Raw genomic sequence first — 14,957 nt, 5'->3', positions numbered from 1 at the left:
TGGCAGATCGATCCGATGCAGACGGTAGTATGTGGCGATTCGGGCAACGATATTTCGCTGTTCAAATACGGTACCGAGCGCGGTATCATTGTCGGCAATGCCCAATCCGAGCTAAGGTTGTGGTACGAACTCCATCCAGTTGACTATCATTACCTGGCAGTTACCGAGTGCGCGGGCGGCATTTTGGAAGGGCTACAATATTTCAGATTTGTCGAATAGTTGAGATCGACTCCCCTCTTAAACTCCTCCCTTTGGAAGAGCTAGAGTGGGATTCCCTTCATGTAGAGTTTTATCAAGATCTCGATCGCTCCACTAAGTTTGAATGTAATTGTAGTAAATAGAGGCACGGCAACGAATCGCGGTTGCTAAATTCAGCTATTATTACCGAGTCGATCGAAATTGCCCTCTTGACAAATAGATAAATATACTTGAACTTGACTCAATAGTACTGCTGTAAAATCTACCCCACCTCACTTACGCATTTGTGGAGTTATCGTTGGCATTGCCTTCGAGAACGAGCATCTCAGCCCGCGACTACATTGCGGTCAACCGATCGAGTCCTCTTTGAGAAGACTATCTAGAATCGATCTAGTAGTCTGGGGATTCATTACCAAACGGTGATGGAACGAAGCTGTTTTGTTTCATCCCCAAATTTTTCACCACCTCCTGACGACCTCCAAACGCCCCTATGTCAACCCTCGTCATCGTCGAATCTCCCACCAAAGCGCGTACCATCAGTAAGTTTTTGCCATCTAGTTACGTGGTAAAAGCTTCGATGGGACACGTCCGCGATTTGCCACCCTCAGCGGAAGAAATTCCGCCAGAGTATAAGTCTGAAAAATGGGCGAGCTTGGGTATCAACGTTGACTCTGGGTTCGTGCCGTTGTACATTATCCCCAAAGATAAACGCAAAATCGTTCAGGAATTGAAAACCGCGCTCAAAGGTGCCCAAGAACTGATTCTAGCCACGGACGAAGATCGCGAGGGGGAAAGCATCAGTTGGCACCTATTACAGCTCCTCAATCCCAAGGTACCGACCAAACGGATGGTATTCCACGAGATTACCAAAGAGGCGATTCAAAAGGCACTGAAAAATTGCCGCAATATCGACGAGCAAATCGTCCACGCGCAAGAAACACGGCGAATTCTCGATCGATTGGTGGGTTATACGCTCTCGCCACTGTTGTGGCATAAAATTTCTGGCGGATTGTCGGCGGGTAGAGTTCAATCTGTTGCCGTGAGATTGTTAGTAATTAAAGAACGCCAGCGGCGGGCATTTAAATCGGCGCAGTACTGGGATCTCAAAGCCTTACTGGCGCATAACAAAGCTGAATTCGACTCGAAACTGGTAACGGTCGATGGCGTTAAAATTGCCACTGGTGCAGATTTCGACCCTAATACCGGAAATCTGTTGGCGGGTAAAAAAGTCAAAGTGCTTAATGGTGCCGAAGCTAATGCCTTAGTCGAAAACCTCAAGGGCAAAACCTGGACGGTCACCGGATTGGAAGAAAAACCCGTCACCCGCAAACCCGCACCACCATTTACCACTTCTACCCTTCAACAGGAAGCCAACCGGAAACTGCGACTGTCGGCGAAGGAAACCATGCGTGTCGCTCAAAACTTGTACGAGGAAGGCTATATCACTTACATGCGGACGGATTCGGTACATTTGTCAGAACAAGCGATCGAAGCCGCCCGATCGTGCGTACTGGAAAAATACGGGCAAGCCTATCTCAGCCCCAAACCCCGCCAATACAGCACCAAATCCAAAGGTGCTCAAGAAGCTCACGAAGCAATTCGTCCGGCGGGGAGCAGCTTCCGCACGCCCAGAGAAACTGGGTTAGAAGATAAAAAACTTCAGCTTTACGATCTAGTCTGGAAACGGACGGTAGCATCGCAAATGGCAGATGCCCGTCAAACCCAACTCAGCGTAGATATACAAGTTGAGAACGCTGGATTTAGATCCTCTGGGAAGCGGATCGATTTTCCCGGCTACCTCAGGGCGTACGTCGAAGGCTCCGACGACCCCAATGCCGCGATCGAAGACCAAGAAATCATTCTCCCCGCACTAGTTAAGGGCGACAAACCCGATTGTAAAAAACTCAACGCGATCGACCACGAAACCCAACCCCCCGCCCGCTATACCGAAGCATCGCTAGTCAAGATGCTCGAAAGTGAAGGGATCGGTCGTCCTAGTACCTATGCCAGCATCATCAGTACGATTATCGATCGCAAGTACGCCCAGCTTCAAAACAATGCCTTGGTGCCCAGTTTTACCGCATTTGCAGTCACATCCTTACTCGAAAAAAACTTCCAAGATCTCGTCGATCCGACTTTCACCGCGCGGATGGAACAAACCCTCGATGATATTGCCACTGGTACGACTCAATGGCTCCCCTATTTAGAAAAATTCTACTTGGGCGAACAGGGGTTGAGAAATCAGGTAAAAATTGGTGAAGAGGGAATTGATGCCACATTAGCTCGGACGATCGATCTCGAAAATATCGATGTGAAAATCCGCATCGGTAGATTTGGGGCATTTATCGAAGCCGAATCTGGTAAAGCCTCGATTCCCCAAGATCTCACCCCCGCCGATTTAGATCCTGAAACAATCGAGATGTTGCTCAAACAAAAAAGCAGCACCCCCGATACCCTGGGCAATCACCCCGAAACTGGCGAACCGATTTATCCCAAACTCGGCCCCTTTGGTCCATACGTCCAACTTGGCGATAAAGTTGAAGATAGTAAGAAAAAGCCCAAGCAATCTTCCTTGCCCAAAGGCATGAAACTCGAAGATGTCACCCTCGAAATTGCGGTCGAACTGCTCAAGCTGCCCCGCAGCCTGGGCGTTCATCCCGAAACAGGCGGCAAACTTCAAACTAACTTGGGTCGATTCGGCCCTTATATCCTCTACGATCGCGGTAAAGAAGGTAAAGAGTATCGATCGCTCAAAGCACCCGACGACGTGCTCACCGTCACGCTAGAGCGCGCTGTGGCGATCTTGGCAGAGCCTAAAGCTGTCCGAGGTGGTAAAAAAGAACCGCTCCGGACGATCGGCAACCATCCCGACGATAATGAGCCTGTAGCGATTTTTGCTGGCCCTTATGGTAAATATATCAAACACGGCAAAATTAACGCGGGCATACCAGAAGGCGAAACAGTCGAAGGCATCAGCCTCGAAACTGCACTGAGTCTGCTAGTTGCTAAGGGTGGAGCCGCGAAGAAAACTACTACAAAAAAAGCCGCAGCCACGAAGAAAACTACGACAACGAAGGCAAAAACCACTACCACTAAGGCAAAAACCACCACCGCCAAGAAAACCACTACTGCCAAGAAAACTACGACTAAATCAAAAACTAGCTAGTCTCACATCTGGCAACAGATCCAAAATTTCTAAAAGTTAGTTGATAATAATAAAGATTCTAGTTTTTTAGGCGATCGATATGTTCCGTCAAATTCCGCTCAGTTTAGTACTCATCAATGTTGGCGGTTTACTCACGCTCGTCGGCTTTTTTGCATATGCGATCGACGATCCGACCTTCAATTTGATTGGATTTTTCTATGGTATTCCCTTGCTACTTGGCGGTTTAGCTCTCAAATCAGCCGAACTCGAACCAGTTCCTTTTACTCAGCTTACACCTGCAAATTTAATTAAGCTCAGGGACGAACAAGCCACACCCACGCTTCATCAAATTCGTAAAGATGTCACTCGCTTCCGCTACGGACAAGAAGCTCATTTAGATCTTGCCTTAGAAAAATTAGGCTTGGCTCCTAGCGATGACGATCGTCCTATTCTCAAAGGTTTAAAAGAATCAGAAGTTGGCGGTGCTTACGCACTAACTTTACAGTTTTATTCGCCATTTATGACGCTCGATGTTTGGCAAGAAAAACGCGAGAAAATTGCTAAATTTTTCGGACCAGGTGTCGATGCTAAAATTGAGCCAGATGAAGATAAAGAAGAGATTAATCTGACCTTAATTGTCGATCGCACTCCGGTTGCTGCTGCTTAATTGTAAGTTTACTTTTCTAGTCTCACTGCATACCATTGCAAGTATTCTCCTGGTGCTAAGTCCAACTCGCAACTAGTATCTAGGAGATATTTTACTTGATTTTCAATGCCATTAATTGCCAGCACGTCGATCGGTAATTCATTGGCAAATTTAGTAACAATCTCCTGAAGTTTGGCAGCCATTTCTGCTGGCGTAAGTATTTGCTCCGGTCGGTCTGTTTCTAGCAGCACGTAAGCATCGGTATTAAACATTAAAGAGTCAGACATAAGATTAAGGTATAAATGTAATTCATGAATCCAATTCTCGCACTTAATTACGAAACAGCGATCGAATCTTTGGGTACCGATTACTATGATGACGTAGTAGCCGCCGAATTTCCCCAACAGATATTAAGATTTCGGAATGATGACTTGCTAGTGCAACTGGGATTAGATCCCACCCAAGTCAGCGACGAAAATTTTATTGAAGCTTTTGGTAAATTTAGCAATCCCTCACATCCATTTCTGGCTTTACGTTACCACGGTTATCAATTTGGGGAATACAATCCTGGCTTAGGCGACGGACGTGGATTTCTGTACGGACAGGTGCGGGGTATCGATGGGGAATTGTACGATTTTGGCACTAAAGGTTCGGGGAGAACGCCTTATTCTCGCGGTGGCGATGGGATGTTGACGCTTAAAGGCGGCGTGCGCGAGGTATTGGCGGCGGAAGCCTTACATCGAATGGGAGTGAGAACTTCGCGGTGTTTGAGCATGGTGGAGACGGGTTTGGATTTATGGCGGGGGGACGAACCATCGCCGACAAGATCTTCAGTAATGGTAAGATTCAGTCGATCGCACATTCGGTTCGGTACTTTCGAGCGGTTAAATTATCTCAAGCGTCCAGATTTGAGTCGGAAGTTATTAGACCACGTTATTAACTATTATTATAGCCATTTGAGTTCGATCGATAGCAGCGAACGCTACGCTCGTTTTTATACTGAATTAGTTCAGCGCGTCGCCGAATTAGTCGCTCAATGGATGGCGGTGGGTTTTTGTCATGCGGTACTCAATACCGATAATATGTCGATTACGGGTGAAAGTTTCGACTATGGTCCCTATGCTTTTTTACCTAATTATAATCCCGATTTTACTGCTGCTTATTTCGACCATTACGGACGCTATAGCTATGGCAATCAACCTGGAATATGTAAGTTGAATTTAGAACTGCTCCAGCAGCCTTTAGGAGCAATGATAGGTGCTGCGGAGATGACTACTGCACTAGCTAAATTTGAGGGATATTATTTTCCGGCTTATAAAAAGCTGATGTTGCAGAAATTAGGCTTAGAGGGCGATACTACTCCAGTTCGGGATGAGTTATTAGTAACGACGCTGCAATTATTAGCTGATACTCAAGTCGGGTACCATCAGTTTTTCTTCGATTTGAGTCAAGCCTTTAAATTAAGATGGCAACTAGATCTTAATTCAATTTTAAATGAGACTGAATTAATGCCAGAGGTAGTGGGTAATTCAGGTTATCATAAATGGCTACAACTCTATCATCAAGCTTTGAGCGATCTACCTGAGTCTGAGTTGAATTCGGTCGGGAATATGCTCGATCGATCGAATCCTCAGACTATTTTATTACGTCCGCAAATCGAAGCAATTTGGGAAGCAATTACACAAGCTGATAATTGGGAACCTTTTTATGCGTTGTTAGCTAAGATTCGAGCGGGAAATTAGCTATTTTTAGCCATCTGAAATTAATAAAATCAACCGCAGAGGCGCGTGAAGAGCGCAGAGAAAGACAACAGAAATGAATTTAACTACTAAGTTTTTAAAAACTGCACTCATTGTCGGCGGGGGACAGGGTATTGGTTTGGGTTTCGTACGGGGGTTACTTGCTACAGCCAATGTCGAACGTGTTTATGCTACTTATCGGCGGTTAGAGTCAGCGACAGAGCTATTGGCAATCGCAGATGCACGCTTGTGTTGTTTGCAGATGGATATTACCGATGAAGCACAAATTGCAGCGGTAATTAATAAAATTAAGGCTGAAACGACTGAGCTGCACTATGTAGTTAATTCGGTAGGTGTTCTGCATGAAGGCGAGATGCAGCCAGAAAAGAGCTTGCGATATATTAACGCCGAACAACTATTGCGTTATTTTCAAGTAAATAGCGTGGGGGCGATGTTATTATTCAAACAAGTACAGCCATTACTCAAGCATCAAAATCGATCGATCTTGGCAACAATTTCGGCTAAAGTCGGTAGTATTGGCGATAATCAAATCGGTGGTTGGTATGGATACCGCGCCTCGAAAGCCGCACTGAATATGTTTATCCGTACTACGGCAATTGAATACAAACGCACTTGTCCCCAAGCAATTTTAGTCGCACTCCATCCCGGTACGACAGATACACGTTTATCGCTACCTTTTCAGCGGAATGTGCCACCTGAAAAGTTATTTTCAGTCGATCGAACTGTAGCACAATTGTTAGCTGTTATCGATCGATTAGAGCCTAGCGATAGTGGCGAATTTTTCTCTTGGGATGGCAGCCGTCTACCTTGGTAAACTGACAGGTTTAAAATATTTAACAATTTTACATGTCAAAATAGCTATTCATTTTGACAGATTAATGTCGAAGTATAACCTGTCAATTGAGTGATGCGCTCTTGAATTAAATCGGCAGATAATACATCTGAGATTTATCAAAATAACTTCTAACAAATGGCAACAGATACTACTCATAACTCTGAATTAAATCCGCCCGATATCACGCCTTCGGTCGGTACGACGATTAATAGCATCTTAATTTTATTACCTTTAACTCTCATTCTCATCGGTCTATACGCAGGCACGATTAATCCCTGATTAACGCCAGCAAGCTTCGTTTGGACATCACATTTCGGCAAGCTCAATGACCACCTGGGGATTAATCCCCAGGCTAATAGCTCAAGTCCACTGAAGTGGACTGAGGAATCTGATAGTCCACTGAAGTGGATTTGAACTACGATCGCCGCACTTTAGTTGCGTGCGGGTAGTGATTGAGCCTGTCGGAATGCAGGTAATGAACGTAGCAAACATTCTTAACCTGAGTTCAGGTTAACTAATAAAATTGAAGCTCCCGCTTTCTGATAAAAGATGAGGAGCTTCAAAACTAAGCTAATGCATTAGCATTATTACAATGGTCGATAAGTCCGGTAATTAATACTGGGGAAAATATTATCCATCGTCTCGACTTTTTCGAGCCAGCCGCTATCGACTTTCCGCGCTTGGAGATCTTCATAGAGTTTGTGGAACCGAACTAAGTGCGATCGGGTGCGGCGGATGGCATATGGTACCATCGTGCCAGTTCGCATAATAAATGCCCAGTCGGAAGATTGCGCCAGTAATAACTCGCGTGCGGCTTGATTGAGCGCGCGCCATTGCAATTCATCTTCTGGTTCCATTCGCGCTAATTCGATCATCCGTTCGGCACCCTTGTGGAGGTGAGGATATACCCATGCATTGGTTTCATTCAACCAGTACTCGTGGAAACCCTTATATCCCCAACTAGATTGAGATGGACGACATACCTGCTGGGTGGGTTGAGCGCGGAGATAATCGGCTAAATGCGTCATGCTGTAGGTACTTTGATCGTGCCAAGATTTACGGAAGAAGAAATCGATGAACCAAGGGCCTTCATACCACCAATGCCCGAATAATTCGGCATCGTAGGGCGATACGATCAGCGGCGGACGTTTCATTACTCCAGCGAGGTTTCCGACCTGTTGCTGGCGATTATACATGAAGTTCTGGGCGTGATCGGCGGCTTTCTCTTTCGCCCAATACGGATCGTAGAGAGCTTTCTCGCCGCCAGTCTTGGAAGTAATCTTGTGGTATTTAATCCCGATATTTTTCCGCTGACCGTTGGGCATGATATACGGCTTAATATAGTCGTAATCTGCATCCCAGCCTAAATCTTTATAAAATTCTCGATATTCTGGCGCGCCGGGATATCCCACCATCGACGACCATACTTGTTGAGATGATTCCTGATCTCGTCCGAAGACAGCTACCCCAGACTCGGTAAAGATCGGTGCGTAGTTACCAAAGCGCGGACGCGGACGTGCGTACATCACCCCGTGTCCGTCGGTGAGGAAGTAGCGCAAGCCAGCATCGGCAATCATCCGATCCAGACCTTCATAATAGGCGCATTCTGGCAGCCAAATTCCTTTAGGCGCGCGACCGAAATTCTCTTCATAATGTTCGCACGCCACCCGCAGTTGCGACCATACCGCCTCTGGGTACATTCGCATCAACGGCAAATAACCGTGAGTCGCGCCGCAGGTAATGATTTCGAGGTTATTACTATCTAAAAATCCTTTAAAGGCTTTAATTAAATCTCGATCGTGTCGTTCCCAAGTTTTGCGAATTGCAGCAAATTCTTTAACATAGTACTCTGCTAGGTACTTGATGTGTCCGTTATGCTCGTTGCTATCGATTTCTTTTTGAGCTAATTCTTCTAATTTAGCCAGATGTTCGTCGTATCGATCTTGGAGTAGAGGATCGCGGAGCATCGACACCAGTGGCGGTGTCATACTCATGGTAATTTTGAAGTCGATTCCGTCCCGCTTTAAGCCCTCAAAAACGTGGAGTAGGGGAATATATGTTTCGGTAATGGCTTCATACAGCCATTCTTCTTCAAGAACGAAATCGCTCTCAGGATGTCGAACGAAGGGGAGATGAGCGTGTAGTACTAACGCAACATAACCGAGTGGAGTACTCATAGAGATAGCCTGTGGGAACAGCGAATGGCAGTAGATAAGATAGCAAGATCTTATCGTTAATCTTATTTTAAGCTTTGCAGTCTCTTTTATTTTTTATTTATTCTATCTTCCCGCTCCCCGCTCCCCGCTCCCCGCTCCATAATCCCAACTCCCCAGCATAAATGAGAGTAGTTGCTTACACTTATCGATCGAACCATTACATTTTTTTAAAAGATGTTAAACTTTTGTTAACAAAATTCAAGAATTGGTTCATACTTGGATTCAATCCATGAATTATCTTTCGATGCTCTTACCGGAGAGGCTACTTCTGCTGAGGCAGAGGCTACGCCAACGACTTCGCTCAGTACAAGTCCGCCAACGAGAATGAATGTCAACCGATCGCTATTCCCCCAGTCATACATCTAAATCTTTACAGTTGCTGCTGTTTCTCGACGATCGGATGGCTAGTTCTGTCTACAATCAAGAAATTCGCGACAAATTAGTAATGCTCAATACCGAGCATTCCTTCGAGCTACAAATTGTAGATGTTGTCAAACAGCCAGACTTAGCCGAACACTATCGAGTAATTGCCACACCAGCACTATTAAAGCTTTATCCTACTCCCCGTCAGATTTTAGCAGGGAGCAATTTAATCGATCAAATTGATAACTGGTGGGAACGCTGGCAAGAAGAGCTAATTGTTAGCGGCAGTTTATCAAATAATCATAGTGGATCGATGGCGATCGATCCGCAGATAAACGAACAATTACAACTAAGTGATTCACTCGGTTACGTGAGTAAATTAATTAAGTTAACCGACGAAATTTTTACACTCAAACAAGAAAAAGCAGCATTAGTCGATCGATTAAAATTGCAAGATCGGGCGATGTCTGTGTTGGCTCACGATCTTCGCAATCCGCTCACCGCAGCCGCGCTAGCATTGGGAACGCTAGAAATAATTCATAATCCCAACGATTATCGCGCCAACTTTTTAGAACCAATTGCGATCGCTAAATTAATAACTCGTGCGCGTACTCAATTGCAAGCAATCGATCGATTAGTGCATGATATTCTCCAACCTCTAGCCTCAAATGCCCCAGAGATCGCACTATTACCTCAAAAACTCGATCTGACAAAACTGATTTTTGAGGTAGTTTCCCAACTAGATCCGCAATTTCAAGCCAAAGCGCAATTGGTGACAACCGATATTCCCCAGGATTTGCCCTTTGTTTACGGCGATACCGATAAATTACGTCAGGCGATCGCTAATTTACTCGATAATGCCAGCAAGTATACCCCCGATGGCGGTCGCATTCACATCAGTGCCCTCCATCGGAAGGCGCAAACCATTCAAGTTAGTATCGCCGACACTGGTTTGGGCATTCCTGAAGAAAATCACAAACAGATTTTTCAAGATCGGATCAGGCTCGATCGCGATCTGTCACAATCTGGTTATGGCATTGGTTTATCTGTTTGTCAGCGAATCGTCCGCGCTCATTACGGTCAAATTTGGGTAGAATCTGTACTGGGTAAAGGCAGCGTGTTTAATTTTACGCTGTTGGTATATCAGGGGTAGGCTGTAGGCTTTAGGTTTTAGGTTTTGGGCTTTAGGTTTTGGGCTTTAGGTTTTGGGTTTTAGGTTTTGGGTTTTGGGTTTTAGATTTTCCCCCGTCTCCCCGTCTCCCCGTCTCCCCTAAATTATTTTATTGGCGAGTTTGGCTGATGTGCGAAGGATCTGACAGGCTAAAATAGCGGCACCAAAGCCATTATCAATATTTACGACACCGACACCAGCGGCACAGGAGTTGAGCATTGTCAGTAATGGTGCAATGCCACTAAAACTCGCACCGTAGCCTACGCTAGTTGGTACGGCAATTACCGGACAATCTGCCAAACCAGCAACAACGCTTGGTAAAGCTCCTTCCATGCCAGCGACGACAATTAATACATCGGCATTGTCGATAATATGCCGATTGCTCAAGAGCCGATGAATCCCTGCCACGCCGACATCCCATAGCTTTTCGATCGCAAAACCGCATAAACTTGCCGTACATGCTGCTTCTTCAGCCACGGGTAAATCGGCTGTACCTGCGGTCAAAATAGTAATTTTACCTAGATGTATAGGAACGATATTTGGTGGGGCTAGAGCGCAAATTCGAGCCGTTTGGTAATAGATTAAATCGGGAATCGATCGATGCAGTTCGGTGTAGACTGCTGGTGTAATTCGAGTCGCCATTACGACAGATTGCCGTTGGCGCATCGCTGTGATAATTTTAATAATTTGATCTGGGGTTTTGTCTTCACCCCAAATTACTTCAGGAAAACCCGTCCGCTGCTGACGATTTAAATCGATCTTGGCAAATTCGTCGATCGATTCATAGCCTAACGATTGTAGTTTGGATAAGGCAAGATCGGGCGCAATTTTTCCAGCAGCAACGTCATTGAGTAAGGATTGCAGCGATTCTGACATAATCTAGGGAATGTTCGGTATGGACGACTTATCCCCTAGAGTAGCAGTACGATTAACCGTTATGTTTGCACCATTGCGTTCCGATCGGTTTTTCGGCGGGATTATCTAGCTTCCAAGTCCGATTGCCCTTTTTAATGGTACTGGCAATAATTGTCGGCGATGGTTGCGACTTTGCAGTCTGGATGCCCCGAACTTCGATCGTATCATTGACTTTGAGCGCGATGCGTTGCTGTTTGAGGGCGCGGCTCGATCCTAAGTAGGCGGTTTTTTGTTCGCCCGTAGGCATTTTGAGCCGTACCCAAGTAATAACTTCTTTAGCTGCGAGCGAGCGATCTTTATTATTATTCTCGATCGCAATTACTGTACCCGTCGTTGTGGAGATCGTTTGCGAATCCGTCATCGTCGGACGTGCGGCAATATCTCTCGACCAACAGCCTCCTTTTGGTGTCGGAGCTTCAGCTCTAGCTGAGATCGGATACCAGCAACCGATCGAGACTACTAACAGCATTGCTATTTTAATTCGGTTCATCATTTGCCGCCTCCGATAATAAATCGATCGGTCTACATACCAACATACATCAGCGAGATCTACACTGCCACTCTCTCTAGTCATAGTTCCCACCGATCGGTGGTTTATCTAAAGGTAGGTTTTTAGTTCGTACTGTTTGTGTTAATACTCTGCGATGCTGTGCCGATTCGGCACCTATAGGATATCTATCTTCTACATTTTAGCAATCCTAAATTCCAGATAACCTCCTAAGCATTTAATTCGTATTATTTATTACCAAAATCCTTACTCCTTACTCCCCGCTTCCTAAAACCTAATTCCCAAAACCATCCCCAATAACAACCCAAAACCAATCCAGACATTCTCGCGAAACATTTGGGGATAAAAAGACGGCAAAATCGTCCGTCGCTTGAGTCGGAGATATTGCCACAGCCACAAGCCAGCAGACATGCCCAGCGTCAACCAAAAAATCGACCCCAAGCCCATAATTTTGCCCGTGTAGCCCAGTAAACCCACCGTCAGGGCATAAAAAACGGCAACTGCTTCAGCGACGTATTTACCGAAGAATAGAGCACTAGACTTAACGCCAATCCGCCGATCGTCATCACGATCGGACATAGCATAGACAGTATCGAATCCCAACGTCCAAAAAATTGTCGCGCCCCATAAATACCACGTCGGCGCAGCGATACTCGCCGTCACCATCGACCAACTAATTAACACCGCAAATCCCCAAGCGACCGATAGTACCAATTGCGGCACGGGAAATACTCGTTTTGCTGCGGGATACAATAAAATTACCGGAACGGCACCTACACACAGCCAAAAAGTTAGCGGATTGAGATTAGTCGCCAAAATTGCCGCACAAATTAGTGAGACAATTAATACGCCCACGCCAGTCGCGATCGACAAAGACTTCTCAGCCAGCGGACGGTGCTTAGTGCGCTCTACATGCGGATCGATATTCCGATCCCATAAATCGTTAACCACGCATCCCGCCGCACTAGTCGCCAGCGTCCCTAAAATTACCACCCCCAACAGCGGTAACGGCGGATTTCCTTTCGCCGCCAAGCATAACCCCCACAAAGCCGGAATCATTAAAATTAATCTCCCTGCTGGTTTATCCCATCGCAGCAGTCGAATTACAGTCAGCCAAATTGGTTCGCTAGGCGGTATTGTCGTCATTTTTGTATGCGAGTGGGGGGTGTGAGAAGTGTGGGAGGCAAAAGCATTTGAGATCGATACTTAATGTAAATATAATCCATTCCCAGTCCCCCAGTCCCCCCCGTCTCCAAACTCCAAACTCCAAACTCCAAACTCCAAACTTATAAATAGCTATGACTCGCTACACACTATGTCGTAAAATTGAGGAATATTAAAAAAAACTCGCCTCGATCGATACAGTTGCGTATAATCTTTACAGAAAGCGTTGTTTTGCAAAGTATCTTCAACAAACTTTTTGGACATTTATCTAAAATTACTCGAACATGCCTCGAATACTAGTCATCGATGATGATGCAGCGATCGCTGAAATAGTCTGTATTAACCTCGAAATGGCTGGATATGAGGTCAATCAATCGCCCGACGGCATCCAGGGTCAGGCAATGGCGATCCAAATCCAGCCAGACTTAATCGTATTGGATTTAATGCTGCCTAAAGTTGATGGTTATACCGTTTGCCAGCGATTGCGTCGCGACGATCGCACGTCCGATATTCCCGTATTGATGCTGACGGCTCTAAGTCAAACCCAGAATAAGGTTGAAGGGTTTAATGCTGGTGCGGATGATTATTTAACCAAGCCATTTGAGATCGAGGAGCTACTAGCGCGGGTACGCGCCTTACTCCGCCGCACGGATCGCATTCCCCAAGCCGCCAAACACAGTGAAATTCTTAATTATGGCGAACTGACGCTAGTTCCCGAACGATTTGAGGCAATTTGGCGCAAAGCGACGATTAAGCTCACGCACCTCGAATTTGAACTGTTGCACTGTTTACTCCAGCGACACGGGCAAACAGTGTCCCCTAGTGACATTCTCCGTGAAGTCTGGGGCTACGATCCCGATGACGATATCGAGACAATTCGCGTCCATATTCGCCACCTCCGCACGAAGATGGAACCAGATCCGCGTCGTCCTAAGTATATTAAGACAATCTATGGTGCTGGCTATTGTCTGGAGCTGCAAAACGATCGCGAGGAAGACAAAACCCCGGTTAGTTAACCTAATTTGGTACCGATAGAATGCCTACGATTGAAATCGTGGCTAATGATGCAAAGTCCGCCTACGCGGACTGAATCTCCTAGTCCGCGTAGGCGGACTTTGCATTCCGAGGAGCGGTTTCTAACCGCTTTGCCTATAGGTAGCAACTTGAGTTAGTTAATTTCGATCGATAAATTACCTCCTGCCGATCGATCTGGAGATCGGTAAATTTTTAGCATTAAAATTTTTATGGGATCTTAATATTGGGTTGAATTTATTATTTGAGTTATCGAATCATGGACACAGAGGAATTTATTAGAAAGTACACTGGGGAAGGCAGAGATTTCACCGGACGGCGTTTTGGCGGTGAACGGTATGAGGAAATCTTTCGAGGTATTTACCGAGAAGCCGACTTTGACAATACCAGTTTTGATGGGTGTAGTTTTGAAGAATCCGATCTCAGCTTTGCTAAATTCCAAGGAGTTCGTCTGTACGAAACTATGTTTAAGAATTGTTTGATGGAAGGGGCTGACTTCAGTTATGCTTACTTCGGGCAAGCTGGCTTTTATAGCGTCGATCTCAGGGGAGCTATTTTCAGAAATGCCAACTTTATCGAGGGTGACTTTGATGACACCGTTCTGAGTTATGCCGATTTGACTGGAGCCAAAAACCTGATTGATGCATCTTATAAAAATGTTATTTTCTACGAAACCATCATGCCCAACGGTCAGATTTATACTGGTCGTACTTGAAGCCGATCTCGATCGAGTGGTACAGATTGGCTCTTAATACCAGCCGCGTGCGAATCCGATCGAATTATCAGCAAGATAATCGGTTATCAACCCACCGCCACCAGCCGATCGCGAGTTACCATAGATACATATAGTGCGATCTAGTGGAATAAAGACATGGTACAGTCCCAATATTACGGCGGCGACAGCTATTACCGGACACCGCCACCAGATTTACCCTCATTGTTACTCAAAGAGCGGATCGTCTACATGGGCGGCCCTTTAGTATCTTCCGACGACTACAAGCGGC

14 protein-coding genes and 1 pseudogene are annotated in these 14,957 nt (G+C 45.8%); 10 read left to right on the top strand and 5 right to left on the bottom strand.

Translation table 11 applies throughout. From position 1 onward, the window contains the following. From RMO79_RS03460 to RMO79_RS03450, 3 genes are all read left to right on the top strand, one after another. The coding region (locus RMO79_RS03460) for an HAD family hydrolase (RefSeq protein WP_310481662.1) at positions 1–219 on the top strand (219 nt) is incomplete at its 5' end. Positions 220–688: 469 nt separating this feature from the next. Beyond that, a complete protein-coding gene (gene topA, locus RMO79_RS03455) occupies positions 689–3,364 on the top strand; it encodes a type I DNA topoisomerase (protein ID WP_310481661.1) in 2,676 nt (891 codons plus the stop codon). 79 nt (positions 3,365–3,443) lie between these two features. Beyond that, a complete protein-coding gene (locus RMO79_RS03450) occupies positions 3,444–4,010 on the top strand; it encodes a DUF2854 domain-containing protein (protein WP_310481660.1) in 567 nt (188 codons plus the stop codon). Positions 4,011–4,018: 8 nt separating this feature from the next. Here the strand turns inward: RMO79_RS03450 and RMO79_RS03445 are convergent, their stop codons facing one another. After that, a complete protein-coding gene (locus tag RMO79_RS03445) occupies positions 4,019–4,276 on the bottom strand; it encodes a chlororespiratory reduction protein 7 (RefSeq protein ID WP_310481659.1) in 258 nt (85 codons plus the stop codon). A 24-nt stretch (positions 4,277–4,300) separates the two neighbouring features. On the opposite strand from RMO79_RS03445, the gene RMO79_RS03440 reads away from it, so the two are divergent. The 3 genes from RMO79_RS03440 (at position 4,301) to RMO79_RS03430 (ending at position 6,863) form a co-directional block, all read left to right on the top strand. Then, complete coding sequence (locus RMO79_RS03440) at positions 4,301–5,731, top strand: protein adenylyltransferase SelO family protein (protein WP_310481658.1); 1,431 nt, start codon at positions 4,301–4,303, stop codon at positions 5,729–5,731. Positions 5,732–5,804: 73 nt separating this feature from the next. Beyond that, entirely contained in the window at positions 5,805–6,563 is a 759-nt protein-coding gene (locus tag RMO79_RS03435) for an SDR family NAD(P)-dependent oxidoreductase (protein ID WP_310481657.1), read from the top strand. Positions 6,564–6,719: 156 nt separating this feature from the next. Then, positions 6,720–6,863, top strand: coding sequence for a purine permease (locus RMO79_RS03430; RefSeq protein ID WP_310481656.1), 144 nt, complete (start codon positions 6,720–6,722; stop codon positions 6,861–6,863). Positions 6,864–7,171: 308 nt separating this feature from the next. Here RMO79_RS03430 and RMO79_RS03425 read toward each other — a convergent pair whose 3' ends face one another. Beyond that, positions 7,172–8,761 (bottom strand): glycoside hydrolase family 57 protein, encoded by a 1,590-nt coding sequence (locus tag RMO79_RS03425; protein WP_310481655.1) that lies wholly within the window; start codon positions 8,759–8,761, stop codon positions 7,172–7,174. Between the two features lie 367 nt (positions 8,762–9,128). On the opposite strand from RMO79_RS03425, the gene RMO79_RS03420 reads away from it, so the two are divergent. After that, positions 9,129–10,316, top strand: coding sequence for a histidine kinase (locus RMO79_RS03420; RefSeq protein ID WP_310481654.1), 1,188 nt, complete (start codon positions 9,129–9,131; stop codon positions 10,314–10,316). A gap of 117 nt (positions 10,317–10,433) precedes the next feature. Here RMO79_RS03420 and larB read toward each other — a convergent pair whose 3' ends face one another. From larB to RMO79_RS03405, 3 genes are all read right to left on the bottom strand, one after another. Continuing rightward, a complete protein-coding gene (gene larB / locus RMO79_RS03415) occupies positions 10,434–11,210 on the bottom strand; it encodes a nickel pincer cofactor biosynthesis protein LarB (RefSeq protein WP_310481653.1) in 777 nt (258 codons plus the stop codon). A 52-nt stretch (positions 11,211–11,262) separates the two neighbouring features. Beyond that, positions 11,263–11,742, bottom strand: coding sequence for a hypothetical protein (locus tag RMO79_RS03410; RefSeq protein ID WP_310481652.1), 480 nt, complete (start codon positions 11,740–11,742; stop codon positions 11,263–11,265). A gap of 282 nt (positions 11,743–12,024) precedes the next feature. Then, positions 12,025–12,903, bottom strand: coding sequence for a 4-hydroxybenzoate solanesyltransferase (locus tag RMO79_RS03405; RefSeq protein WP_310481651.1), 879 nt, complete (start codon positions 12,901–12,903; stop codon positions 12,025–12,027). 302 nt (positions 12,904–13,205) lie between these two features. On the opposite strand from RMO79_RS03405, the gene RMO79_RS03400 reads away from it, so the two are divergent. The 3 genes and pseudogenes from RMO79_RS03400 to RMO79_RS03390 form a co-directional block, all read left to right on the top strand. Beyond that, positions 13,206–13,937, top strand: a complete 732-nt coding sequence (locus tag RMO79_RS03400) for a response regulator transcription factor (RefSeq protein ID WP_310481650.1) — start codon at positions 13,206–13,208, stop codon at positions 13,935–13,937. A 275-nt stretch (positions 13,938–14,212) separates the two neighbouring features. Further along, positions 14,213–14,668 (top strand): pentapeptide repeat-containing protein, encoded by a 456-nt coding sequence (locus RMO79_RS03395; RefSeq protein WP_310481649.1) that lies wholly within the window; start codon positions 14,213–14,215, stop codon positions 14,666–14,668. 156 nt (positions 14,669–14,824) lie between these two features. Continuing rightward, positions 14,825–14,957, top strand: a pseudogene (locus RMO79_RS03390) (ATP-dependent Clp protease proteolytic subunit); the annotation flags it as partial.

The sequence above is a fragment of the Chamaesiphon sp. VAR_48_metabat_403 genome (assembly GCF_031422475.1).
In the GTDB taxonomy this organism is placed as follows: Bacteria; Cyanobacteriota; Cyanobacteriia; order Cyanobacteriales; family Chamaesiphonaceae; genus Chamaesiphon.
Note: the sequence above shows the minus strand (reverse complement) of the source record. Positions and strands in the feature narration are given on the sequence as shown.